We start from the raw sequence: 23,868 nt of genomic DNA, 5'->3' as shown, positions 1-23,868 counted from the left end.
AGGAGAACCCAGATGTCGTCCACCACGTTGTCCGCTGTTCCAACCGAGAGAAGTCTCGACTGGGTGCAGCGCCTCATCGGAATCGATACGACGAGTGCCGTGAGCAATCGACCGTTGATCGATCTCATCGCCGCGGAACTACGTCGCCACGGGGTCGAGCCGATACTCGTTTCCGACGACGAGGGTTCCAAGCTGAACCTGTTGGCAACATTCACGCCTCCTGACGGAAGCACTGCCGGTGGAGTGATGTTTTCCGGCCATACAGATGTAGTGCCGGTCGACGATCAAGACTGGAGCAGCCACCCTTTCACTCCCGAAATTCGCGACGGAAGTCTGTACGGACGCGGCACGTGCGACATGAAGTCGTTCATCGGGATCGTTGTCGCGGCGATCCCCGACATCGTTGCTCGGCCGCTGGCGAAGCCGATTCACTTTGCATTCTCCTACGACGAGGAAGTCGGCTGCATCGGTGCGGCCGGGTTGGTCGAGGAGGTTGTTTCCCGGAACCTGCGCCCTGATGTGTGCGTCGTCGGAGAGCCGTCGGAGATGCGGGTCATTCGCGCACACAAGTCGATGAACGTCATACGTGTTGATCTGCATGGTGTTTCGGCGCACTCGTCGCTTACTCCGCGAGGAGTCAACGCGATCGAATACGGCGCGGAGTTGATTCGATTCGTCAGAAGCGCGGCCGACGAGCTCCGTGCGTCCGGCCCGTACGACGACGCATTCGACGTGGCCTGGACGACGTGTTCGGTCAATCTCGTATCCGGCGGGATCGCAGTGAACACTGTCCCCGAGGATTGCTCCATCACTTTCGAATTCAGGAGCATCAGCTCAGCTGGCGCCGCAGATTTGCTCGAACGCTTTGCCTCCGAGGCGAATCGGATCGAAAACCTGATGCAGGAAGAAAACCCGTCAGCCTCCGTGACGATGCACGTGTCGGCCTCGGTTCCTCCCCTGGAGACGGATGCGAATGCTTCGGCGGCCGCACTGGTCGAACAATGGGGTGGTCGGCCCTCGGACGAAAAGGTCGCGTACGCCACCGAGGCCGGGATGTTCGCGAGTATCGGTGTCCCCACTGTTGTGTGTGGGCCGGGAAGCATCACTCAGGCGCATGCACCTGACGAGTACGTGACACTTGACCAATTGGCACAGTGCGAGCAGTTCGTTCGGAACGTCATCGCTCACGCCCGCGCCTGACCCACCCTCACCCCCCTAAGGAAAACCATGTCCACGGCAACTACGCCAACCTCCGGAGCAGTCACCCCGGAACGCCTGGCCGCTGCTCGCAAGGCGGTGATCAGCAGTTCGCTCGGCGCTGCGCTCGAATGGTTCGACGTCATCGTCTACGCATCATTTGCAGTGGTCATCGCCCATAACTTCTTTCCCGGCGGCGACAACACCCTCGGCTTGATACTGACGTTCGCGACGTTCGCGATCTCGTACGTCATCCGGCCGCTTGGCGGGATGGTTCTCGGAAGCTATGCCGACCGTCGCGGGCGCAAGAACGCCTTGACGTTGACGATGATGCTGATGATGATCGGCACGCTCATCATGGCGGTGGCGCCGACGACCTCGATGATCGGGCCGTGGGCCGGCGTCGTCATCCTGGTTTCGCGACTCATTCAAGGATTCTCCGCTGGCGGTGAATTCGGTACTGCTACAACCTTCCTCGTGGAAACTGCACCGCACAAGAAGGCGTTCTACTCTTCCTGGCAGGTTGCCAGCCAGGGTGCTTCGGTTTTCCTGGCATCGTTGTTCGGATACGTGCTCAATACCCATCTCTCGCATGAAGCGCTTTACTCGTGGGGCTGGCGCGTTCCGTTCTTCTTCGGCATCATCGTCGGGCCGGTCGGTCTCTACATCCGCGCCAAGCTCGATGAAACGGACGATTTCAAGACGAGCGTCCCGGAAAAGGCCCCGCTGAAGACGACGCTGACCAGGCATCTCGGCCGGGTGCTGACCGGCGCGGCAGTAGTCGGCGTCGCGACGATCTCGATCTACCTCATCTTGTACATGCCGACGTTTGCCGTGAAGAACCTCGGAGTATCCGCCTCTGCCGGCTACCTCGGCGGAATCGTCGCCGGACTGGTCACCTTGATCACCGTGCCGTTGATCGGTCATCTTGCAGACCGGGTCGGACCTGCGAGAGTTATGACCTGGGCCGCCGTTGCGGCAATCGTCCTGGCCTGGCCGCTCTTCAAACTGATGGTCGATCACCCCTCGACTCTGACGCTCGTCCTGGTTGTTTCGGCCCTGGGCGTCATCATGGCGTTTGCCTTCGGCCCCTTGCCTGCTTTGATGAGTTCGCTGTTCCCAGCGGAGATCCGGGCTACCGGGATGTCTTTGTCGTACAACCTCGGCGTGACCTTGCTCGGCGGAATCGCGCCGTTGGTCTTGACCTGGTTGATCAGTACAACAGGCTCGCTCGACGCTCCGAGCTACTACTACATGACGGTCGCAGTGCTCTCCCTCGGCGGGCTGTGGTCTGCCAGGACGCTTTTCAGTCAGAAGTGACGGCGGGGGAGCGCGGTAGCGATCATGCGACCGCGTCTCCCTCTGCCAGCGCGACAACGGTTTCCGACCCGTGCCAGTCGGGGGCTTGGGTTCGCAGTAGAGCTGCCGGGGTCAGCGAAGAGATTCGGCGGCATTCACGCGTCAAGTGGGCCTGATCGCTGAATCCGCAGTGGGCTGCGGATTCAGCGAGGCCCAGTGCGGGTCGACTGCGGGCGAGCGCCATGAAACGCTGGAGGCGCAGGATCGAGCGCAGCGTTGCAGGGCCGTATCCGAAGGCGTCGTTGCATCGACGCTGGAGTTGGCGCGAAGTCAGTGCCGCCGCGTCGGCGAGAGTGCTGACATTCCACGAATGTTCGGACAGTGCGGTGCGGACGTGGTTGATCACCGGATCGTGACGGAAACTCGAACTTGCCCAACTCCGGACAGCGCTTTCGAGGATCGAGACTTGTTCGTGGTCTTCGGAATTTTCCAAGCGGTTCAACAGTATTCTTTCCGTGCGTGCGTCGGTTACAGCGCTGAGGTCAGCGCGAGAATCTCGAAGCTCGGACGCCGAGGTTCGCAACATCGGCGATGCCGATCCAGGGCGGAATCGAACACCCACGGAGCGTGTTCCGGGCGGAAGAGTGAATGACCATGCAGCGGTTTCGGGGCCACAGACGCGTATGCCGACGCCACGTATCCACAGCACGTCCATGCAAGCATCGGGCACGAGCAGGTGTTCACCTTCTGCGCACGCCGTCCAGCCACACACCAGGATGTCGGAGAGATCCGGGGCGACCGATTGTGGTGTGTACCAACCCATGACAAGAGCCTATCGAGCGCCACCGACACGAAGGCGAGTTCATTCGACCGGGCCGAAGCGATATCCGAACCCCCGGATGGTTTTGATGTACTTCGGTTTCGCGGGATTGGATTCGAGTTTGGACCGCAAGCTGAGAATGGTCGCGTCGACCACACGTGTCTTTTCGTGGTCGGAACCCCAGACGTTTCGGATCAGATGATCACGCGAGTACACGCGCCCAGGCTCGGTCGACAGTTCCAGGAGTACCCGCCATTCGGTCCGGCTGAGGACGAGCAGCTTTCCGCCCATCGTCGCCGTCATTGCACGTCGATCGAGGAGCAGGTCACCGTGACGTTGGTGTTTTCCGGCGGCGGGATGCGCGGTTTCACGAAGGATCGCGGTGACCCGAAGATCGAGCGCGTGAGAATCGATCGGGTTCAGTACGAAGTCCGAGACAGCGCCATGTGGTGCTTCGTCGATGTCCTCGTGGGTATCCACCAACATCATGATCGGCATCGAACTGCGCAAGCGGATCTGTCGTGCAATCTCGTAGCCGTCGATGTCCGGCAACAAGAGATCGATCACGGCGATATCGAAACTGTCGGTGTCCAGGTCGTCGAGTAGGCGGCGCCCGGTGCGGACGAGCTGTGTTTGATGACCAAAATGTACTAATTCGGCCCCGAGTGTCTGGGCAAGCTCCGAACGGTCGGTAGCTGCAAGTATCAAGCTCACGTGAAATCCTCCCCCCGAAGGTGTTACTAGTCGTAACAGCTTGCATTCTGGCAGATCATCCACCGCATGGCCACAACAAGGTGGCTGATCAAAAGTTGAGGGGACCTGGGGCGTTCGCCGCTAGACTTCTTTCATGGGCACTCTGTTCGCGTTGACGCTGCCAGGCTTGCTCGTGCTGCTGGTTCTGTTCGCGTTCGCCGAGACTCTCTGGAACCGGCTTACCGGTGGCCGCGCACTGCCGTGGACCAGGGGGCGCACGACTCGTCCGGTCTCGGCTGCGGGCTTCGAAGAGGTTGCTGCCCTGTTTCAGGGGTCCAAGCATCATGAATTCGAACAGCGGCAGAGCGCGTTGATGCATCGTGAGGACGGAACCGACGGTGACCCGCCGTGGGTGTCCGTCGATCCGGAAGCTAACAAGGTCGTTCTCCGTCGACGGAGTTGACAGTCGGGCTCAGGCCCAGTGGCTGGGGCGGGTCAGTGAATCGGGGAGTGTGGTAGCCGAATCGCTAACCGCCGCGTTGATCTGGAACTGAGTGAGAAAGATACTGCCGCGGAGTTTTGCGCCGCGAATGTCGGTGCCGCGCAAGTCTGCACCGATCAGATCAGCTCGATCGAGTTCGCAGTCGCGGAGGTCTGCACCGATCAGGTAACTCCCGCGAAAGTTGGCTCCACGTAGATCGGAACCACGAAATCTGGCGCCGATGAGGTCTGCGCCGCGGTGGTCGAGTTTGCGACCCTTCTTGCCTGAGATCGGCGAGCGCACAAGGTTACTCGTCTGCAAGAGCAGTGTGTTGACTGTCGCTCGGTGTGCTGAGACGTCGACGGCTTGAATCTGCGAAGGCGTGCCGTTGGTCAGGCTTTCCGTCTCTGCGAGTGCAGCGTCGAGTTCCTTTCGTATCGAGTGGGTTTGCTTCAGCGAGCGGGCTTCGGCGAGATACCAGAGCAGTTCGTGCAACTGGCGTACGACAGGGAACGTTTCGAACATGTCTGACGCGGTCTCCGGGGCATCATGCCAGCTGATGCCGTCGTAGCTCTGCTGTGAAACCTTCTGTCCCGCACCGAAACAGTCGTACACGGTGCAACCGGTGAAGCCCTTCTTTCGCAATCCGGTGTGAATGCCGCAGCGGAAATCCTGCTGCAGGTTCTTGCAGGGGTCGCCGGCATTCTTGTTGGTCGCGAAGTCGGAGGACTTGGAAAAGGGGAGTGCGACGCAGCACAGGCCGAAGCAACTGCTGCAATCCGCGAGCAGATTGGTCTGGCCGGCAATCACGCGTACTCCCGATTGTTGGGTTGGACGGAAAGTCTGGCTTCGAGTTCGTGAGTCTGTCAAACGAAATTGCGTGGTTCGGCAGCAAGAAGTCCAGCGACTCCGAGGTCGTATCCCGCGCAAATTGCGGGGTACCAATCCGGCAGACGTGATTCCGGACCACGCTCGTGAAGTAGGTCGAAAATCGGGTGGACGGCCCAGCTCGCTGCAACCAGTCGCCGTGCGGTACTCGGCTGCAGAACCAGTGCGCCGACGAAGACCACAAATGTTGCGGACACTGCACTCCATTCGCGAACGGGAATGGAGACGTCGACCAGGCGTCCCTGCCGAGCTTGTCCCTGCCGAGCCACGGGATAAACGGCCGCGGCGACCACGAGGCCGGCGGCGTAGGCAGGTGTTCGGCGGTGAGACATCCACTTTTTCACGGGGGCGTCGACAAGTGCACTCAGTATCAGGCCGGTACCTGCTGCGATGACCCGGCCAGTTGTCGAGGGACGCATTCGTCGACAGTATCGCTGCTCGGCGATGCTTCGTGGCAAAGAAAAAGTCCCCGACCAAGACTGGTCGGGGACTTCCCTGGCGGAGGATAGGGGATTTGAACCCCTGAGGGCGTTAACCCAACCCGCGTTCCAGGCGAGCGCCATAGGCCACTAGGCGAATCCTCCGTGGAGCAGCATACCCAATTGCAGGCGTGAAGCGTTAAACGGGTACCTGACCTGCGAAGAACCGGTGGATCTCAGGGTTTGCATCTCCACCCCGGTAGGTGGTGTGCAGCGGCCGACGAAAGCCGTCTACACTGTTCATTGGATCCCGCGCGGCGCGCATCCTGTGAACTCCCCCAGGGCCGGAAGGCAGCAAGGGTCAACGGGCTCTGCCGGGTGCGCGGGGTCCTCTATTTTTTCACATACCCGACCCCGCCTCGTCGGTGAAAGGCCGCTCCGGATGCCTATCCAAACCCAGATCGGGTTGATGAGCCATGAAGAACTCACCTCCGAGCATGAGAGCCAGAGCGCGAAGTACACGCAGCTCCAGGCGCAGAAGCTCGCACTCGATCTGACCCGCGGTAAGCCTTCCCCGGAACAACTCGACCTTTCCGCAGAGCTGCTGACGCTGCCCGGCGACGGTGACTTCCGAGACGGCAGCGGCACCGACTGCCGTAACTACGGCGGACTCACCGGTCTGCCGGAACTGCGCGCCATCTTCGGTGAGCTGCTGGGTATCCCCGTTGCGAACCTTCTCGCCGGCAACAACGCGAGCCTCGAGATCATGCACGACAACGTCGTGTTCTCACTGCTGCACGGCACTCCGGATTCGGCCCGGCCATGGGCACAGGAAGAGAAGATCAAGTTTCTCTGCCCCGCACCGGGCTACGACCGCCACTTCGCGATCACCGAGTCCCTCGGCATCGAGATGATTGCGGTGCCGATGAACCACGACGGCCCGGATATCGTCAAGATCGCCGAACTTGTTGCGTCAGATCCGCAGATCAAGGGCATGTGGGCGGTTCCGGTTTACGCGAACCCCACCGGTGCCGTGTACTCCGAAGAAATTGTCCGGACGCTCGCGTCGATGCCGACGGCCGCGCCGGACTTCCGCCTGTACTGGGACAACGCGTATGCCGTGCATCCACTTGTCGGCGAGACCGCACCTTCCTACGACATTCTCTCGATGGCAGCGGAGGCCGGACACCCCAACCGTCCGCTCGTGTTCGCGTCGACGTCCAAGATCACTTTCGCCGGCGCTGGTGTGAGCTTCTTCGGTAGCTCGGCGGAAAACCTTGCCTGGTACCAGAAGTTCCTGGGTAAGAAGAGCATCGGACCTGACAAGGTCAATCAGCTTCGCCACCTGCGTTTCTTCGGCAATGCCGACGGCGTTCGTGCGCACATGGAGAAGCATCGCGCGTTCCTCGCACCCAAGTTCGAGCTCGTACTGCGGATCCTCGAGGATCGTCTCGGTGCTTCGAAGGTCGCGTCCTGGACCGAGCCGAAGGGCGGATACTTCATCAGCCTCGACGTGGTCGACGGCACGGCCAAGCGCGTCATCGAACTGGCGAAGAACGCGGGTATCGCGCTCACCGCTGCCGGATCGGCTTTCCCGTACAGCACGGATCCGGATGACCGGAACATCCGGTTGGCCCCGAGCTTCCCGTCCACGGCTGAACTCGAAGTTGCCATGGACGGCGTGGCGACGTGTGTCCTGCTCGCAGCCACCGAATCGCGTCTCTCCGAGATCTGAGTTCTCTAAGCGGCGTGCCCGGTCGGTACTTTTCGGTCTCGTCTTGTACCGTTCGGAGCATCAATTCCCGACATAGGGTGTAAATCCCGGAGGTTGTAGTGACGGGCGCGATCAACGCTTCGGATGGACCCTCTTTCGAGGCGCACACCGCGAAATCAGAGTCGGTCATCGAAGCTGACATACCGCGACGCAGTCTCCGTGTCGGTGTTCTCGGATTCTCTGTGCTCGGTGTTCTGGCAGTCGCGTCCGTGCTGATGGTTCTTTTCGCCGTGCCGATGAATACGCGGTACTGGGGGATCTTCGAAAATTTCCTCGATCTCGACGTCTACCGCCACGGCGGCAGCGTTGTGGTTCAGGGCCTTCCGTTGTACGACGGGCCAGTCCTGGAAGGGATGATGTTCACGTACACCCCGTTTGCGGCTTTGCTGTTCACGGTGTGGGCGGTGCTCTCGTTCAAACAGGCGATTGTCGTGTGGACGGGTTTGAACATCGCTGCGTTGTTCGCAGTGATCGTGTTGTGCTGGAAGTACCTCGGTTATCGGCTCGACGTGAAGGCGTACGCCGTCAGTGCGTTGGCCACCACGATCTTTCTGTTCATGGAACCGATACGTACGACGCTCTGGCTCGGGCAGATCAACATCTTCCTGCTGCTCTTGATCGTGTGGGACCTCGGTCGGGACGAGAAGAGTCGGCTCCGTGGAATCGGGGCAGGCATCGCCGCCGGCGTGAAGCTCACTCCGGCCTTCTTCTGGGCGTACCTCTTCATCACTCGTCAATGGCGTGCGTTGGTGACGGCCGTCGTGACGTTCGCGGCGACCGTCGCGATTGGTTTCGTCGTGATCTACAACGATGCGTACAAGTACTGGACCGGCACTCTTGTCGACAGCGAACGCGTCGGACCGACGGATGCTCCGAGTAACCAGTCCGTGTCCGGTCTGATTGCTCAGCTCACTCACACTCCGACGTCGTCGCGGGTCCTGGTCCTCGTCTTCAGTGCGCTGGCAGTATGCCTCGGACTCGGTGCCGCGTGGATTGCTCACCGGCACGGCCAGAAATTGCTCGGCCTCACCATGACGGGGTTGACTGCGACCACTGTCTCGCCGTTCTCGTGGGGTCATCACTGGGTGTGGTTCGTCCCGCTGGTCGTCCTCGCCGCGCACTACGCGATGGTGTCGAAGAAGCGCTGGGCGTGGGTGGCGCCGTTCGTTTTCCTGCTCCCAGTCTTGAACTGGTCTCACACTTGGTGGGACCCGTCGGTCATTCCGGGTACGGATCGCTTTGTCGGAATGGGCCTGTTCATGTTCGTGCCGCCCGAGTATCTGCGGATTCCGACCGTCGGCGTCTACCTCTGGGTCTTCACGCTTGCCGCGGTCTCGACGTTGGTTCTGTTCGGCTGGAAGAAGTGGAAGATTCCGGCTCCGGATGCGTCGGCGCCGGTCACAACTGCCGCCTGACGTGGCAGTATCGGACTCATGGCACTTCAACTGAACCTTGTCGGTGACCCCGAAGCTGATGCCCTCCTGGCCGAGGACCCGTTGGCGTTGTTGATCGGAATGCTTCTCGATCAACAGGTTCCGATGGAAACGGCCTTCCTCGGTCCGAAGAAGCTGGCGGATCGGCTCAGCGGTATCGACGTCAGGCATATCGCCGACATGGACACCGACGAGTTCATCGCCATCTGTGCCGAGCCTCCGGCTGTGCACCGATTCCCCAAGTCGATGGGCGAGCGTATCCAGCTCATGTGCCAGTTCATCGTCGAGAACTACGACGGCGACACCGCGGCGATCTGGACTTCGGGAAATCCCGACGGCAAGGAAGTGCTGAAGCGGCTCAAAGCCCTACCCGGTTACGGGGATCAGAAAGCCCGGATCTTCCTGGCGTTGCTCGGAAAACAGATCGGCGTCGAGCCGAAAGGTTGGCGCCAAGCGGCCGGCGACTACGGGCTCGAGGGCTCGAGGCGCTCGATTGCAGACGTGGTCGACGAACAGTCTTTGCTCGAGGTCCGCGAGTTCAAGAAGGCCGCAAAGGCGGCAGCGAAGGCCGACAAGAAGTAAGCCGCTTTCAGGATTTCCGGGACCCGCTGGCACGCACTACTTTCATCAGGTCGCCTGCGGGGCCCTCGAGCTGACGCGGCGGGCGCCACACTGCACGCAGGGATCGGTCGAGTTCCAAGCCTTCGACGGCTACGACCCGAAGTTCTCCCTGCTTCACCTGGTCCTCGACGGCCAGCGTGCTCAGTACCGCCGGGCCGACGCCACCGAGCACGCTGGTTCGAATCGCGGCCGAACTACCCAGTTCCAACAACGGTGCACCGCGCTCGTATTCGTGTAACGCCAGGTCGAGAGTCGTTCTGGTTCCCGATCCGGGCTCACGCACCAGCAGCGGTGTCGCTGCCAGTTCGGCGACGGTCAGCGGCTTTCGTCGACGCGCCCATGGATGATCCGGATGAACGACCACGACCAGCGAGTCACGCGCGACGGTGACGCTGGGCAGGCTCTTCGGAACGGTCGGTGACTCGACGAATCCTAGGTCACACATTCCTACTTCGACGGCTTCGAGTACGCGTGTCGAGTTGTAGACCTGAAGGTGGACGGTGACACCAGGATGCAGTGATCGAAAGACGCCGAGCCAGGCCGGGATCAGATGTTCGGCGACGGTCATGCTGGCACACACGGTCAATTCCGCGGATCGTTCGGTCCGCATCCCTTCGGCGACGTCGAGAAGCTGCCTCGAGTTGGCGAGGACGCGGCGCGCCCAGTGGACGATGACGGTCCCCTGCGGAGTCAAAGTCGCCCCCGTCGACCTTCGGTGTATGAGTGGCATCCCGAGCTGCCGCTCGAGGGCTTTGACGGCGCGGCTGGCATTCGGTTGTGCGATGTGAGCCAGACGGCTTGCAGCACTGAGGCTTCCGTGATCATCGATGCCGACGAGTAGCTCGAGTGTGGTGAGGTCGGGCCACCTTCTGGTCATGCAGACAGGCTATACCCAGCATCTATTCCATATCGATCTGATATGTCGTGATGGTAGAAATCGCCCTACCGGAGCGATGGTGGCTCAAGGACGCTGGATGAGTGAACCGTGATGTGAAGTCCGTGGCCGAGAAACCCGCAGTCGCCCCTTCGTCAGAAGTACGACGGTGGTCGAGTGTGGTTGCATTGGTGCCCGGAGTTGCGTTGTGCGCCTTGGGTGCCACGGTCGCGCTGATAGCCGGTCAGTTCACCTCCGCCGTGAGTCCGTTGCTGATTGCGATCGTGGCGGGTGCGGTGTTGGCGAATACCGTCTCTTTGCCGGCGAAATTCCAACCTGGCCTGGCATTCTCGGCGAAACGGCTACTTCGGGTGGGTATCGCTCTGCTCGGGCTGCAATTGATGTTCTCCGACATCGTCGGTTTGGGTTGGGGAGTGATCGCCGTTGTGGTGGCGATAGTGTTCCTCGGTATCGCCGGGACCATGTATGCCGGAAAGCTTCTGGGATTGAGTTGGTCGCAGAGGATTCTGATTGCCTGCGGCTTCTCGATCTGTGGAGCAGCCGCTGTGGCTGCTGCGGACGGTGTGGTGAATGCGCGAGAGGAAGAGTTGCTGACCGCTGTTGCGCTGGTGGTGATCTTCGGAACTCTGATGATTCCGACGATCCCCTTGCTGGCCGATGCTTTCGGTATGAACGAGATCGAGGCGGGCATGTGGGCCGGTGGGTCGATCCACGAAGTGGCACAAGTAGTGGCTGCCGGCAGCGCTCTCGGCGCCACCGCGTTGGGTGTCGCGACCGTGGTGAAACTTGCGCGCGTATTGATGTTGGCGCCGGTCATGGCGTTTCTGAGCATTCGGCAACGCACGATGGTCGACAACACCGCCACCAAGCGGCCCCCGCTGATTCCGTTGTTCGTCGTGGCATTCATCGGCTGCATGGGTTTGCGCTCCACCGGAATGTTGCCAAATGAGCTTCTCGGATTGGCGAAGACCGTGCAGACGGCGCTGTTGGCTGCTGCGATGTTCGCTCTCGGGCTGGGGGTGCGGCTGAGCGTCATTCGTGGAGTGGGTGCCCGACCATTCGTTCTGGCCGCGATTTCCACCGTGTGGGTGGCGACGATAGCCTACGTCGGAGTCGTGCTGGTCAGCTGATCGAGCGTTGAGTCCGCCATGCGCTCGGGCTCGTCGAGAACTGAGTGCGAAACCAGCGCGAGAAACTACCCTGCGTCGAAAACCCCAGGTGCACCGCCACTTCGGTCAATGAATAGCGAGGGTTGGCGACAAATCGTTCCGCGAGGGTGCTTCGGACCGAATTGAGAACGGCCGTGAACGTATCTCCGGATTCGGCGAGATGACGGTGCAGTGTCCGCCGGTCGAATCCGAGGCTTCGTGCCACCTGCTCGACAGAGCAGCGGCCGGTCGGAAGCAGAACTTCGATCAATTCCTTGGTTCGGCTGAGGGTGTCGGAGGTTTCCGATGCGGGAAGTGAGTCGAGGAACTGGCGAGCGTACGGCCGGAGCAACTCGTCGGAGAGTTGGTTTGCCGCATCCAGGTCGGCGGCGAAGAAAACGATTCCGGTGAATTCGTGATCGAATTCCACGGTGTCGCCGAGGATTCGTCGATGCGTGCTCGTATCTTTCGGGGCATTGTGCGTGAATCCCACGCTGACCGGATGCCATCGAGAACCCAGGAAACTTCGCAGGATCTGCAGCGTCGCGCCGACTGCGAGTTCGACGCTCTGTCTGGTGTCGACCGGTTCGCCGACCTCGAGCGAGATTCGCAGGGTGGCCAGTCCGTTGACCTCGTTCAGTCGAATGCGTAATGACTCGTTGTACGTGTGCTCGTATCGCATCAATACGTCGAGCGCGCTCCTGACGTCTGGTTCTTCCCTGATAACCAAGCTGAGGGGACCGAGATTGGACAGTCGACGCAGGCCGGCGAGTAGAAGCCCGAAGTCTTCGTGTCCGGACTCCGCTGCCGATCGCTCCAGGAGCGATGCGATGGAGGCGGCCGGTACCCATTGGTCGGGGTGCGCCAGGCTTGCCGGGCTCAGGCCGACACTTCTCATGAGGGCCACAGCGTCCACGTCCACTGTTCGGCACAGGTCGACGTATCGGTTCAGTGACGCGTAGCGGGCGAGTGGCTTCATAGGGCCCCCTTTACTCGATGTCCCGAAATGTTGTGTTGTGTGTCTCGTCAAGTTAAGCATGTGAGCCGGATCTCACATAGTTTTGTTCACATCAGTTCAGCACGACCGCGAAGTCGAGCACCGACTTCTGGAAGTTGTTGCGTACGAATACAGCTCGACCGTAATCGAGTCGAGCCCGCCCACAGAATTGGAGAGCATTGATGGCAAACGCCATTCGGTTCCATGAGATCGGCACACCGTCCGTCATGCGTTGGGAAGAGATCGAGGTAGGACGACCGGGTGCCGGAGAGGTTCGGGTTCGTCATGAAGCGGTGGGGTTGAACTTCGCCGACACCTACTTTCGAAGTGGCCTCTATCCTGCGCAATTGCCTGCCGGGATGGGCGTTGAGGGCGCCGGTGTGGTCGAAGAGATCGGCGAGGGAGTAGTCGATTTTGCAGTGGGGGACCGTGTGACCTACACCGGCAGTCCGCTGGGTGCGTACGCCACCGAGCGGATCATGGCGTCGTCCGACCTGATCGCGCTACCCGACGGCATCGCCTTCGACACCGCGGCCGCCATGACCATGCGAGGACTGACCGCCGCCTACCTTCTGCGTCGCATCTACCCGTTGAAAGCGGGAGACACCGTGTTGCTGCATGCTGCGGCGGGCGGGGTTGGACTGATCTTCACCCAGTGGGCAAAACTGTTGGGAATCAAAGTGATCGGAACGGTGTCGAGCGACGAGAAGGCGAGCGTTGCCCGTGCTCACGGGTGCGATGAAGTCGTCATCTACACCCGCGAGGACGTCGTAGCGCGTGTCAAGGAGATCACCGGGGGCGTCGGCGTGCCGGTTGTCTACGACAGTATCGGGCAATCCACGTTCGACATCTCTCTCGATTGCCTTGCCAGGCGCGGGCTGCTGGTGTGCTTCGGAACGGCGTCCGGGCCGACTCCGCCGATTCAGGCAATGCAGTTGGCCGTCAAGGGATCTCTCTTCCTCACACGTCCGGCACTTGCCGATTACATCGCAGATCCCGAGGAACGTGCCGAATTGGCGGGCGAACTGTTCTCACACGTCGAATCCGGGCGAATCAAGATCGAGATCAACCAGCGATACCCCCTCGAAGATGCGGTGCGTGCGCACCACGACATGGAGTCCGGTCGCAGTATCGGTTCCTCCGTCTTCTCCGTCTGAACCGAAACAGCACTTCCCAGAGGAATTGTCATGACCAACACCGCAACGTTGACAGAAAACCTTCCCTCGTCGACCAGCACGATCCACGTCGAGAAATTGACCTGTTCGATCGGGGCAGAGTTGTCCGGGGTGGATCTCGGCGAGGTCGCACGAGATGCTGCACTCTTTGCCCAGATCAAGGCATTGCTGCTCGAACACAAGGTTCTGTTCTTTCGCGACCAGAACTTCTCCAAAGCCGAGCACGTAGAGCTTGCCCAGCGATTCGGTGAGCTCGAGGATCATCCGGCCCTGGGCAGCGACCCCGACCACCCGGGCCTGGTCCGCATCTACAAAGACCTGGACAGCCCACCGGAGCATTTCGAGAATGCGTATCACTGCGACGCCACCTGGCGCGTGAACCCTCCCATGGGATGTGTATTGCGTTGTGTGGAAACACCTCCGGTCGGCGGCGACACGATTTGGGTGAACATGGCACTCGCCTACGAGAATCTGCCGGCGCGGGTCAAGGAGCAGATCAAGGATCTGCGTGCCAGGCACAGTATCGAGTCGACCTTCGGCGCTCGGATGCCGATCGATCAGCGGCACCAGCTGAAGGAACGCTTTCCCGACGCCGAACATCCCGTGGTACGAACACATCCGGAGACCGGCGAGAAGATTCTCTTCGTCAATTCGTTCGCCACACACCTCGTGAACTATCACACGCCCGAGAACGTCCGCTACGGAATCGATTACGCCCCCGGTGCCGGAAACCTGCTCACCTACCTGGCCAGTCAGGCCCAGATTCCCGAGTACCAGGTTCGGTGGCGCTGGACCGAGAACAGCGTCGCGATCTGGGACAACCGGTCGACACAGCATTACGCGGTGCAGGACTACTGGCCCGCGGTTCGAAAGATGGAACGCGCCGGAATCATCGGCGACGCACCGTTCTGATCTCTCTTCCCAGCCCCGAAGATAATTCATTCACTCGATCGGAGTCACACTATGCATTTCCACGACGATTCACTGTTCCCCGAAACCCAGGACAAGCTTGTCATCACCGTTGCTCCCTACGGACCGGAGTGGGAGCCGGACGATTTTGCAGAAGACCTCCCGCTGTCGATGGACGAGCACGTCCAGCAAGCCGTCGACTGCTTCAACGCCGGTGCCACCGTTCTCCACATCCACGTGCGTGAACTCGACGGCAAGGGCTCGAAGCGACTGTCGAAGTTCAACGAGCTTCTCGGCCGCTTGCGTGAGGCCGTTCCCGAGATGATTCTGCAGGTCGGCGGCTCGATTTCGTTTGCCCCGGAGGGCGAAGGCGCCGATGCGAAGTGGTTGTCCGACGACGTGCGTCACATGCTGGCGGAATTGGAGCCGGCTCCCGACCAGGTGACGATCGCGATCAACACCAGCCAGATGAACATCATGGAACTGATGACCGACGACGACATCGCGGGTACGTCGATGCAACGTCCGGAATTGGCCGATACGTATCGGGAAATGACCGTGCCCGCCGGTCCGGAGTGGGTGGCAGAGCACCTGCGCCGGTTGCAGGCCGCCGGAATCCAGCCGCATTTCCAGTTGTCCAGTATTCCGCAGCTCGAAACGGTGGAGCGGTTGATCCGACGCGGCATCTACACGGGTCCGGTCAACCTCACGTGGGTCGCAATCGGCGGCGGCTTCGACGGCCCCAACCCGTACAACATGATGAACTTCGTCCAGCGTGTTCCCGACGGTGCGTGCCTGACGCTGGAAACGCTGATGCGTAGCGTCCTGCCGGTGAACACGATGGCCATCGCGATGGGCTTGCACGCTCGTTGCGGCAACGAGGACACCATCTGGGGCCGCAAGGGCGAGAAGATGACGTCGGTGCAGCAGATCGAGCAGTTGGTGCGCATTGCAGGCGAATTGGGCCGCGAGGTGGCTACCGCGAAGGAAGCTCGGGACATCTACCGGATCGGCGAGACGTATGCCGACACCGACGAGACGTTGGCGAAGCTGGGTTACGCGCCCAACCGCCGGATCGGCCAGCTGGGATTCACGCAGCACGCCTGAGTTCACACCCTCTCGTACAACAGTTCCGGGGGTACGAACCGCGACGGTTCGTACCCCCGAATCCCCCCGTCTACCTCGAGTACTTCTAGGAGAGTCATGGGACTGCAAGCTCCCGCCACGCCACGTGTGGACACCGCGCTCGGAATCGGCGGACGACGAAAGTTATACCCGTGGATCGTTTTCGCCCTGGCTTTCGGTCTTCTGCTCTCGGACTACATGTCGAGGCAGGTGCTCAGTGCAGTCTTCCCGATCCTTAAAGCGGACTGGGATCTCTCCGATTCGCACCTCGCCTCCCTGAGCAGCGTGGTGGCATTGATGGTCGGGCTGTTGACGTTCCCGTTGTCGCTGCTCGCGGACCGCTGGGGCCGCGTCAAGAGCTTGATCTTGATGGCGGTGTTGTGGAGCGTCGCGACGTTGCTGTGCGCAATCGCTCAGACCTACGAACAGATGTTGGGCGCCCGATTCTTGGTAGGTGTCGGTGAAGCGGCGTACGGCAGCGTGGGTATCGCCGTGGTCCTCAGTGTGTTTGCGCCCCGCGTGCACGCAGCTCTTGCCGGTGCCTTCATGGCCGGTGGATCGTTCGGTTCGGTCATCGGTGTGGCAATCGGTGGGTTCATCGCAGTCCAGTTCAGTTGGCGGTGGTCTTTTGCCGCCATGGCGATCTTCGGTCTGATTCTGGTTGCGCTGTTCCGTGCCCTCGTCACCGAGAAGAAGCTCACCGCTTACGCCGTCGAGGCCGCGCCGGATGCCGCCGGGGAAGCGGTGAGACACGACGGTTTTCGTGCGCCGGTGTCCTCGCTGTTCACCAATCCCGCCGTGTTGTTCGCCTACATCGGTGGTGGTCTCCAGATGTTCACCGCCGCTGTACTTCTGGCGTGGTTGCCGAGCTTCTTCAATCGCTACTACGATTTGGCCCCGGACAAGGCCGGCGTCACAGCTTCCGTATTCGTCCTCTTGGTCGGAAGTGGGATGGTGGTGTGCGGGTTCATCACAGATCGATTCAGCCGCGACGATTCGGCGCGGAAATGGACCACCGCAATCGTCTACTGCGCCATCTCGTTGGTGACGCTGAGTATCGGGCTCCGGTTGGATACGGGGACAGCGCAACTCGTATTGCTCGGTATCGGTGCATTCTTCTCCGCCGGTTCGTCGGGGCCGACGGCAGCTATGGTCGCGAACCTTACCCATCACTCGATTCGAGCGTCGGCCATGGGAACGCTCACCGTTGCCAACAACCTTCTTGGGCTGGCGCTCGGTCCCTTCGTGGTCGGCATCCTCGCCGATCACCTGGGTCTTCTCGGTGCTCTACAGCTTTCGCCCTTCGTCTATGTCGTCGCGGCCCTCGCGTTGGTAGCCGGCAAGCGTGCCTATCCCGCCGGGATGAGGCGGTTGGCGACGTTGCAGAATCGGCCCGAGATCACCGGCGCCACTGAAGTAGCAGAAGTTCGGAGTTCCTGATGGATGAATCACCCACGGTAGTAATAGTTCCCGGTCTGCGCGATCATGTCGAGGATCATTGGCAGACTCACCTCGCGCGCAGGCTCGACAACGTTCTGACGGTTCCTCCCCTCGAGACCGACAAGCTCAGTCGCGATGCCAGGGTTGCGGCATTGGACGAGGTGTTGACAAGTGTTTCCAGCCCGGTGGTCCTGGTCGCGCACAGCGCCGGAGTTATGACAGTTGCCCACTGGGCGAGGGCGCATCATCGAGATGTTGCCGGCGCACTTCTGGTCACGCCGGCGGATCTCGAACTTCCTCTACCCGAGTCCTATCCGTCTCTCGAGGAGCTCGATCGGAACGGGTGGCTACCGATACCGCGTCAGCGTCTGCCTTTTCCGAGCACGGTCGCGGCGAGTCGGAACGATCCGCTCGCCGGGTATCGCCGAGTTGTGGGTTTGGCTGAAGGATGGGGGAGTCGGTTGCTGGATCTGGGTGAGGTCGGACATCTCAATCCGGCGTCCGGATACGGGTATTGGCCGCGGGCGGAATCATTGGTGTGGGAACTGCTCGAGTCGGTGTCGCACGCCGCCTCGTCTCGTACCACGGATTCCGAGTCGCAGGAGGAACACAGTCATGCTTGATCTTGCTGCTCTGCTGGAAGATTCGGCCCGGCGATACCCGGAACGGGATGCGCTGGTTCTCGGAGAAGCGAGGCTGACGTATGCGCAGTTCGACGCCTACGCGAATCGCATCGCCCATCTGCTCGTCTCGCGGGGTGTCGAGCCAGGTGACAAGGTGGCGTTGTCCTGCCCGAACGTTCTCGAGTTCCCGATCGTCTACTACGGCATTCTCAAGGCCGGTGGCGTCGTCGTTCCTCTGAACATCCTGCTCAAGGGGCGCGAAATTGCCTATCACCTGGCTGATTCGGAAGCGAAGCTGTACTTCTGTTTCGAGGGAAGTCCCGAATTACCGATCGCCGAGTACGCCATCGCCGGGTTCGAGCAGAGCGAGACCTGTTCGGCCCTGATCGTGATCAGCACCGAGCCGGGTGCACCGTCGTCGATCCTCGGAGTCGAGACTCTAGGCGAAGCACTGGCATCCGTGTCCGGCACGGAAACGCCTGCAGCCGCGGTTGTTCGTGAACCGACGGACACCGCGGTCATTCTCTACACCAGCGGCACGACCGGAAAGCCCAAGGGCGCCGAACTCACTCACTGCAACATGGTCTTGAATGCACTGTCGACCAACCGGTTGTTCGAGAGCGTTCCGTCCATGCATGAGCGTTATCTCCTGACTTTGCCGTTGTTCCACTCGTTCGGCCAGACAGTGACCATGAATGCGGGAATCTGCGTCGGTGCCACTTTGGTGTTGATGCCGCGCTTCGATGCGACCGCGGCACTCGAGATCATGGAACGCGAAAAGATCTCGGTCTTCGCGGGCGTCCCGACCATGTATTGGGGACTGCTCGGCGTGCTGGAGGAGGCAGTGAAATCCGGGGTGGATATCGAGACCGTTGCACAGAACATGCGGTGCGCGATCTCCGGTGGTGCAGCGCTTCCCGTCGAAATCTTGACACAGTTCAGGGAACGCTTCGGTGTTCAGATCCTCGAAGGGTACGGGTTGTCCGAGACCTCTCCGTTGGCCTTGTTCAGTGACCCGGAGAGCGACCCCCGGCCCGGTTCGATCGGCGTGCCGATCTGGGGCGTCGAAGCGCGGCTTGTCGATGACTCTTGGCGTACGATCACCGGCCCCGATGAAGTGGGTGAGTTGGCCATTCGCGGGCACAACGTCATGAAGGGCTATTTCAACCGACCCGAGGCGACGGCGGAAGTAATGTGCGACGGATGGTTTCGCACCGGGGATCTGGCACGGGTCGATACCGACGGAAATTACTACATCGTCGACCGCGCGAAGGACATGATCGTGCGGGGCGGATTCAACGTCTACCCACGCGAAATCGAAGAGGTTCTGCTCACCCACCCAGCCGTCTCACTCGTCGCTGTCGTCGGGGTGCCGGACACGAGCCTCGGCGAAGAAGTTGTCGCATTCGTGATCCGAGAGCCGAGTGAAGAGATCTCCGAATCGGATCTCGTGGAATGGTCGCGGGAACAGATGGCCGCCTACAAATATCCGCGCCGCATCGAGTTCGTGCCGTCGCTGCCGATGACGGCAACCGGAAAGATTCTCAAACGTGAACTGAATCAAGCATTTTCGATTGTCTGAGGAGATCGATGACTGACGTTCGAGCAAGTGAAGCTTTTCCCGTGACCCAGGCCATGAAGGATTCGGGCGGCTGGAATCCGTTGTGGGACGGACTTTCGGAGCTGGATCCCGAGTGGACCGAGCTGTACATGAAGACAGCAATGCAGCCCTGGAACAGTGGGGTGCTGTCACCTCAGGTGATCCAGTTGCTGTGCATAGCCGTCGATGCGGCGAGCACACACATGTACGCACCCGGCGTACGACGCCATATTCGCGCTGCGCTCGACATGGGAGTGACCCCGAAGGAGATTCTCGAGGTGCTGAAACTGACCACCGTCGTCGGGATTCACTCCTGCAATGTCGGCGTTCCGATCCTGATGGAGGAAATCGCAAACCGGTGACGGCGGTCAGTCCCGCTCGCGGTTCTCCCGTTCCTCACGCTGACGCTGGAGGAACGGGCTCGGGTTCTGTCCGCCGATCGGACCGTGGCCGAGGACTCCGTGCTCGTAGGCGGACTCCGCGTGCAGGGCAACGTCGATTCCGCGGGCCTCGTCTTCACGCGAAATACGGAAGCCGAAGGTCTTGTCGATGAGCTTTCCGAGACCGTAGGTCACACCGAAGGCATAGAGCGCGACCACGACGACACCGACGAACTGCTTGCCCAGCTGCGCGAATCCACCGCCGAAGAACAAACCTTCCGGACCGCCCGTCATCACGGCCGTCGCGAGGAGTCCGATCAGCAACGAGCCGACGATTCCGCCGACGAGGTGCACGCCGACGACGTCGAGGGAGTCGTCGTAGCCGAGCTTGTGCTTCCATCCCACGGCGTACGAGCAGACGATGCCCGCGATCAGACCGATGACGAGCGCACCGAACATGTTCACCGTTCCGCACGACGGGGTGATCGCGACCAGACCGGCGACGACGCCCGAAGCTGCGCCGAACGTCGTGGGGTGTCCGTCACGGTTCTGCTCGACGAACAGCCAGCCGAGTAGTCCGGTACAGCCGGCGACGAGTGTGTTGAGGAAGATCTGCGAGGCCATACCGTCAGCCGCAAGGGCCGACCCGGCGTTGAATCCGAACCAACCGAACCAGAGCAGACCGACGCCGAGCAGGACGAACGGCAGATTGTGCGGACGCATCGACTCGGCCTTGAAACCCATCCGCTGGCCGAGGACCAGTGCCAATGCCAGGCCTGACGCTCCGGACACGATTTCGACCACGAGGCCACCGGCGTAGTCGAGTGCGCCCATCTGGGCGAGCCATCCCTGCGGATTCCACACCCAGTGAGCGACAGGGACATAGACGAGCAAGGACCAGATGGGGACGAAGATCATCCAGGCGGAGAACTTCGCGCGGTCGGCGATCGCACCACTGATGAGTGCTGCAGTAAGGATTGCGAACGTCAATTGGAAGGTTGCGAACAACACTTCCGGGACATTCCCGTGCACGGTCGACGGGTCGATGCCCGCCATGCCGACGTGTTCGAGTCCGCCGATGATGCCACCGTGATCGTCGCCGAACACGAGGCTGTAGCCCACGAACAACCACGCGACCGTGACGAGTGCGATGGAGACGAAGCTCATCATGATCATGTTGAGTACGCCGGTCGAGCGGACCATGCCGCCGTAGAAGAGCGCGAGTCCTGGCGTCATCAGAAGTACGAGTGCAGTACTGACGAGCAACCAGGCAGTTGCTCCGGCATCGATGGTGGCGGGCACAGTTTTCTCCTCACGCATGCGGACCAGCCCGCGTGCACGGAACCCACGATGGGTGCGTGCGGTTTCCTCCGCACTGCGATTGTGTTGCGAACATGTTTCGGGAGAAGTCGGCGTTGCACCCGCACCGGATCACCTGTCGTGGGTCGCCGGTAGTCTTTGCGCGTGGCCCTGTACCGGAAGTATCGACCCGCGTCCTTCGCCGAGGTGGTGGGGCAGGAGCATGTCACCGCACCGCTCAGCACGGCCCTCGACACCGGACGCATCAACCATGCCTATCTGTTTTCCGGCCCGCGCGGCTGTGGAAAGACGTCGTCGGCGCGAATCCTGGCGCGTTCGCTGAACTGTGAGCAGGGACCGACGTCGACGCCGTGCGATGTATGCGACTCGTGCGTTTCGCTTGGCCCGGGCGGCACAGGCAACCTGGACGTGACGGAACTCGACGCCGCAAGTCACGGTGGCGTCGACGACACCCGAGAACTCCGAGACAAGGCGTTCCACGCCCCCGCCGCTTCTCGCTACCGCGTCTTCATCATCGACGAGGCACACATGGTGACGGCGGCGGGCTTCAACGCGCTGCTCAAGATCGTCGAAGAGCCGCCGGAGCACCTCATCTTCATCTTTGCGACGACGGAACCGGAAAAGGTTCTCCCGACCATCCGTTCGCGTACACACCACTACCCGTTCCGCCTGTTGGCGCCGTCGACCATGCGCGGACTCCTGGAAAAGATCTGCGCCCAGGAAGGCGTACCGGTCGAGCCTGCTGTTTATCCCCTGGTCATCAAGGCTGGCGGCGGTTCGCCTCGCGACTCGTTGAGTGTCCTCGATCAGTTGCTCGCGGGAGCCGGCGAAGAAGGTGTCACGTATCCGCGGGCGCTCTCTCTTCTCGGAGTCACCGACGTCGCGCTCATCGACGAAGCAGTAGACGCCCTGTCTGCCAGTGACGGAGCCGCCTTGTTCGGCACTGTCGATCGGGTGATGGACGCCGGTCACGATCCACGCCGATTCGCGCTCGATCTCCTCGAACGTCTACGCGATCTCATTTTGATGCAGGCAGTCTCCGATGCCAGCGAACGAGGGTTGGTCGATGCGCCGGAGGCCGAGCTGGTCACGATGCGTGAACAGATTCAGCGAGTCGGCCCGGCCACGCTCACCCGTTTCGCCGAAACCGTCCACGCTGGTCTCAGTGAAATGCGTGGGGCGACGGCGCCGCGGCTGCTGCTCGAAGTGATGTGCGCGAGAATGCTGCTTCCTTCGGCCTCCGACACCGAGTCGGCTGTGTTGCAGCGGCTCGAGCGCCTGGAACAAGATCTTCCGGCTGCCGGAGTCGCGGCTGCCGCTGCCCCTCGCGCGGCAGCAACGCCGGCACCGACTGTGCCGCCGCTCGAACCGGAGATTGCTTCCAAGTTCCAACGGCCCTCCCAACGCAAGGCCGAGCCTGAGGCACGGCCGGAACCAGCCGCCCCGGCTCCGGCGGCGCCGCCGGTCGTCGAGGCTCCTGTCGTCGAACCTCCGGTAGCGGCAGCTCCCGTGGTCGAACCTCCCACCGTCGAGATCGTGGAACCGCCGGTTGCGGAAGCTCCAGTGGTTGAAGCTCCGGTGGTTGAAGCACCAGTGGTTGAAGCTCCGGTTGCCGAAGCTCCAATAGTTGAAGCTCCTGTGGTTGAACCACCGGCTCCTGCTCCGGTCGAAGCGGAAGAGCTGATCGGGCTTGCCGAGCCGGAACCCGACTACGAGCCCGAGCCCGAGTACGAGGAGCCGGCGGCTGCAGAAGCTGCGCCGGTCTCGGCGGGCCCCACAGTCGAGACCCTCCGTGAATCGTGGAACACCTTGCGCAACAAGGTCGGTGAACGAAACAAGGTTCTTCCGGCCATGCTGTCCGCTGCGACGGTTCACGACGTGCGTGGACATGTTGTGGTCATCGCTCACGGCTCGCCGGTCCTGGGTGCTCGTGTGACGCAACCGCACAACGCGGCGGTCATCTGCGAGGTCCTTGCCGAGATGTTCGGTGGCACTTGGCAAGTCGAGTACCAAGAAGGTGCGCCCACAGCGCCGGCAGCATCGAGCGCACCCAAGGCGACAGAAGCTGCGAGCCGCCCGGCCGCTGCGCCCCGCTTCTCGCGCCCCAGTCAGGAGCGTGCAGCGCAGCAGCCCAAGGCCCCGCAGCCCCAGCGCGGAGATTCGGACGACATTCCGCCGCCTGAGGCCCCCGACTATCCGGAAGACCCTGGACCGGCCCCTGCTCCTGAGGTCGACTACGAGGCAACTCCTCCGCCTGCAACGCCGGAGGACGAGGACGAGATGTTCGCGGAGGCGGCTGAGCCCGCTGATCCGACTGCCAGACGTGATCCCGAGGACGTTGCAAAGGAACTCCTCAAGGACGTCCTCGGGGCACGCCGCCTCGAAAGCTGAGTTGCCGACTCGGTCCGTGCGCGTGAAACGGCTGTCGGAATGCCGCGGCACCACTGTGTGATCGAATTGTTATAAGTGCCGTTCCTTTTGTGTGCGCACGTGTCGAAAGGGCACCGGCTCGGCCCGGCAAAGCTGAATTGTGTGTGGCCGGTTTGCTGGCACATTCGTTCGCTCAATTCCGGTGTAACGAAACATCGATTCGGACGATGGTCGCCGAAGTATATCTGGAATTTCTCGTTG

General features: G+C 61.4%; 22 protein-coding genes, 1 tRNA gene and 1 other RNA gene. 16 read left to right on the top strand and 8 right to left on the bottom strand.

What is annotated here, in order from left to right; translation table 11 throughout:
* A partial coding sequence (gene argE / locus RE4_RS20850) for an acetylornithine deacetylase (RefSeq protein WP_255246886.1) occupies positions 1-1,200 on the top strand: 1,200 nt, incomplete at its 5' end.
* A gap of 27 nt (positions 1,201-1,227) precedes the next feature.
* Entirely contained in the window at positions 1,228-2,517 is a 1,290-nt protein-coding gene (locus RE4_RS20845; protein WP_020905883.1) for an MFS transporter, read from the top strand.
* 22 nt (positions 2,518-2,539) lie between these two features.
* On the opposite strand, the gene RE4_RS20840 is transcribed toward RE4_RS20845, so the two are convergent.
* The gene (locus RE4_RS20840) at positions 2,540-3,319 is read right to left on the bottom strand and encodes a helix-turn-helix domain-containing protein (protein ID WP_019746520.1); all 780 of its coding nucleotides are present in this window, start codon (positions 3,317-3,319) and stop codon (positions 2,540-2,542) included.
* A 39-nt stretch (positions 3,320-3,358) separates the two neighbouring features.
* Positions 3,359-4,030 carry a response regulator transcription factor gene (locus tag RE4_RS20835; protein WP_019746521.1) on the bottom strand — a complete coding sequence of 224 codons (672 nt, stop codon included), beginning with the start codon at positions 4,028-4,030 and terminating at the stop codon, positions 3,359-3,361.
* A 133-nt stretch (positions 4,031-4,163) separates the two neighbouring features.
* On the opposite strand from RE4_RS20835, the gene RE4_RS20830 reads away from it, so the two are divergent.
* Positions 4,164-4,472 (top strand): DUF6191 domain-containing protein, encoded by a 309-nt coding sequence (locus RE4_RS20830; protein ID WP_007731580.1) that lies wholly within the window; start codon positions 4,164-4,166, stop codon positions 4,470-4,472.
* Between the two features lie 9 nt (positions 4,473-4,481).
* On the opposite strand, the gene RE4_RS20825 is transcribed toward RE4_RS20830, so the two are convergent.
* The 3 genes from RE4_RS20825 to RE4_RS20815 all read right to left on the bottom strand — a co-directional run bounded on the left by RE4_RS20825 (position 4,482) and on the right by RE4_RS20815 (position 5,962).
* Positions 4,482-5,300 (bottom strand): pentapeptide repeat-containing protein, encoded by an 819-nt coding sequence (locus RE4_RS20825; RefSeq protein WP_060939270.1) that lies wholly within the window; start codon positions 5,298-5,300, stop codon positions 4,482-4,484.
* Positions 5,301-5,356: 56 nt separating this feature from the next.
* Complete coding sequence (locus RE4_RS20820; protein ID WP_019746523.1) at positions 5,357-5,797, bottom strand: hypothetical protein; 441 nt, start codon at positions 5,795-5,797, stop codon at positions 5,357-5,359.
* Between the two features lie 77 nt (positions 5,798-5,874).
* Positions 5,875-5,962 (bottom strand) — tRNA-Ser (locus tag RE4_RS20815).
* Between the two features lie 136 nt (positions 5,963-6,098).
* On the opposite strand from RE4_RS20815, the gene ffs reads away from it, so the two are divergent.
* The 4 genes from ffs (at position 6,099) to RE4_RS20795 (ending at position 9,586) form a co-directional block, all read left to right on the top strand.
* Positions 6,099-6,198: signal recognition particle sRNA small type (gene ffs, locus RE4_RS20810), an RNA gene on the top strand.
* A gap of 41 nt (positions 6,199-6,239) precedes the next feature.
* Positions 6,240-7,532 carry an aspartate aminotransferase type Ic gene (locus RE4_RS20805; RefSeq protein ID WP_046377801.1) on the top strand — a complete coding sequence of 431 codons (1,293 nt, stop codon included), beginning with the start codon at positions 6,240-6,242 and terminating at the stop codon, positions 7,530-7,532.
* Between the two features lie 98 nt (positions 7,533-7,630).
* Complete coding sequence (locus tag RE4_RS20800) at positions 7,631-8,986, top strand: glycosyltransferase 87 family protein (RefSeq protein WP_060939269.1); 1,356 nt, start codon at positions 7,631-7,633, stop codon at positions 8,984-8,986.
* A gap of 18 nt (positions 8,987-9,004) precedes the next feature.
* Positions 9,005-9,586, top strand: a complete 582-nt coding sequence (locus RE4_RS20795) for an HhH-GPD-type base excision DNA repair protein (RefSeq protein ID WP_060939268.1) — start codon at positions 9,005-9,007, stop codon at positions 9,584-9,586.
* Positions 9,587-9,593: 7 nt separating this feature from the next.
* Here RE4_RS20795 and RE4_RS20790 read toward each other — a convergent pair whose 3' ends face one another.
* The gene (locus RE4_RS20790; RefSeq protein ID WP_020905889.1) at positions 9,594-10,502 is read right to left on the bottom strand and encodes a LysR family transcriptional regulator; all 909 of its coding nucleotides are present in this window, start codon (positions 10,500-10,502) and stop codon (positions 9,594-9,596) included.
* A gap of 101 nt (positions 10,503-10,603) precedes the next feature.
* Here RE4_RS20790 and RE4_RS20785 point away from each other — a divergent pair, with 101 nt between their 5' ends.
* Positions 10,604-11,650: a YeiH family protein gene (locus RE4_RS20785; RefSeq protein ID WP_081098407.1), complete on the top strand. Its 1,047-nt coding sequence runs from the start codon at positions 10,604-10,606 to the stop codon at positions 11,648-11,650.
* Here RE4_RS20785 and RE4_RS20780 read toward each other — a convergent pair.
* Positions 11,643-12,647, bottom strand: a complete 1,005-nt coding sequence (locus RE4_RS20780; RefSeq protein WP_060939267.1) for an AraC family transcriptional regulator — start codon at positions 12,645-12,647, stop codon at positions 11,643-11,645. The two genes, RE4_RS20785 and RE4_RS20780, sit on opposite strands and share 8 nt — an antisense overlap.
* A 200-nt stretch (positions 12,648-12,847) precedes the next feature.
* On the opposite strand from RE4_RS20780, the gene RE4_RS20775 reads away from it, so the two are divergent.
* From RE4_RS20775 to RE4_RS20745, 7 genes are all read left to right on the top strand, one after another.
* Positions 12,848-13,822 carry a quinone oxidoreductase family protein gene (locus RE4_RS20775; RefSeq protein WP_003943928.1) on the top strand — a complete coding sequence of 325 codons (975 nt, stop codon included), beginning with the start codon at positions 12,848-12,850 and terminating at the stop codon, positions 13,820-13,822.
* Between the two features lie 30 nt (positions 13,823-13,852).
* Positions 13,853-14,752 carry a TauD/TfdA dioxygenase family protein gene (locus tag RE4_RS20770; RefSeq protein WP_046377803.1) on the top strand — a complete coding sequence of 300 codons (900 nt, stop codon included), beginning with the start codon at positions 13,853-13,855 and terminating at the stop codon, positions 14,750-14,752.
* A 51-nt stretch (positions 14,753-14,803) separates the two neighbouring features.
* Positions 14,804-15,856 carry a beta-keto acid cleavage family enzyme gene (locus RE4_RS20765; protein ID WP_003943988.1) on the top strand — a complete coding sequence of 351 codons (1,053 nt, stop codon included), beginning with the start codon at positions 14,804-14,806 and terminating at the stop codon, positions 15,854-15,856.
* A 96-nt stretch (positions 15,857-15,952) separates the two neighbouring features.
* The gene (locus RE4_RS20760) at positions 15,953-17,314 is read left to right on the top strand and encodes an MFS transporter (protein ID WP_060939266.1); all 1,362 of its coding nucleotides are present in this window, start codon (positions 15,953-15,955) and stop codon (positions 17,312-17,314) included.
* Entirely contained in the window at positions 17,314-17,937 is a 624-nt protein-coding gene (locus RE4_RS20755; protein WP_047888063.1) for an RBBP9/YdeN family alpha/beta hydrolase, read from the top strand. The genes RE4_RS20760 and RE4_RS20755 overlap by 1 nt, the downstream gene beginning before the upstream one ends.
* Positions 17,930-19,519: a long-chain-fatty-acid--CoA ligase gene (locus tag RE4_RS20750; protein WP_060939265.1), complete on the top strand. Its 1,590-nt coding sequence runs from the start codon at positions 17,930-17,932 to the stop codon at positions 19,517-19,519. Before RE4_RS20755 ends, RE4_RS20750 begins: the two co-directional genes overlap by 8 nt.
* An 8-nt stretch (positions 19,520-19,527) precedes the next feature.
* Positions 19,528-19,899: a carboxymuconolactone decarboxylase family protein gene (locus RE4_RS20745; RefSeq protein WP_020905896.1), complete on the top strand. Its 372-nt coding sequence runs from the start codon at positions 19,528-19,530 to the stop codon at positions 19,897-19,899.
* Between the two features lie 6 nt (positions 19,900-19,905).
* Here the strand turns inward: RE4_RS20745 and RE4_RS20740 are convergent, their stop codons facing one another.
* Positions 19,906-21,219, bottom strand: coding sequence for an ammonium transporter (locus RE4_RS20740; RefSeq protein WP_060939276.1), 1,314 nt, complete (start codon positions 21,217-21,219; stop codon positions 19,906-19,908).
* Positions 21,220-21,381: 162 nt separating this feature from the next.
* Between RE4_RS20740 and RE4_RS20735 the strand changes: the two genes are divergently transcribed.
* Positions 21,382-23,628 (top strand): DNA polymerase III subunit gamma and tau, encoded by a 2,247-nt coding sequence (locus tag RE4_RS20735; protein ID WP_060939264.1) that lies wholly within the window; start codon positions 21,382-21,384, stop codon positions 23,626-23,628.
* The last annotated feature ends 240 nt before the right edge of the window (positions 23,629-23,868 follow it).

Origin of the sequence: Rhodococcus erythropolis NBRC 15567 (assembly GCF_001552595.1) — a bacterium.
In the GTDB taxonomy this organism is placed as follows: Bacteria; Actinomycetota; Actinomycetes; order Mycobacteriales; family Mycobacteriaceae; genus Rhodococcus_F; species Rhodococcus_F erythropolis.
Note: the sequence above shows the minus strand (reverse complement) of the source record. Positions and strands in the feature narration are given on the sequence as shown.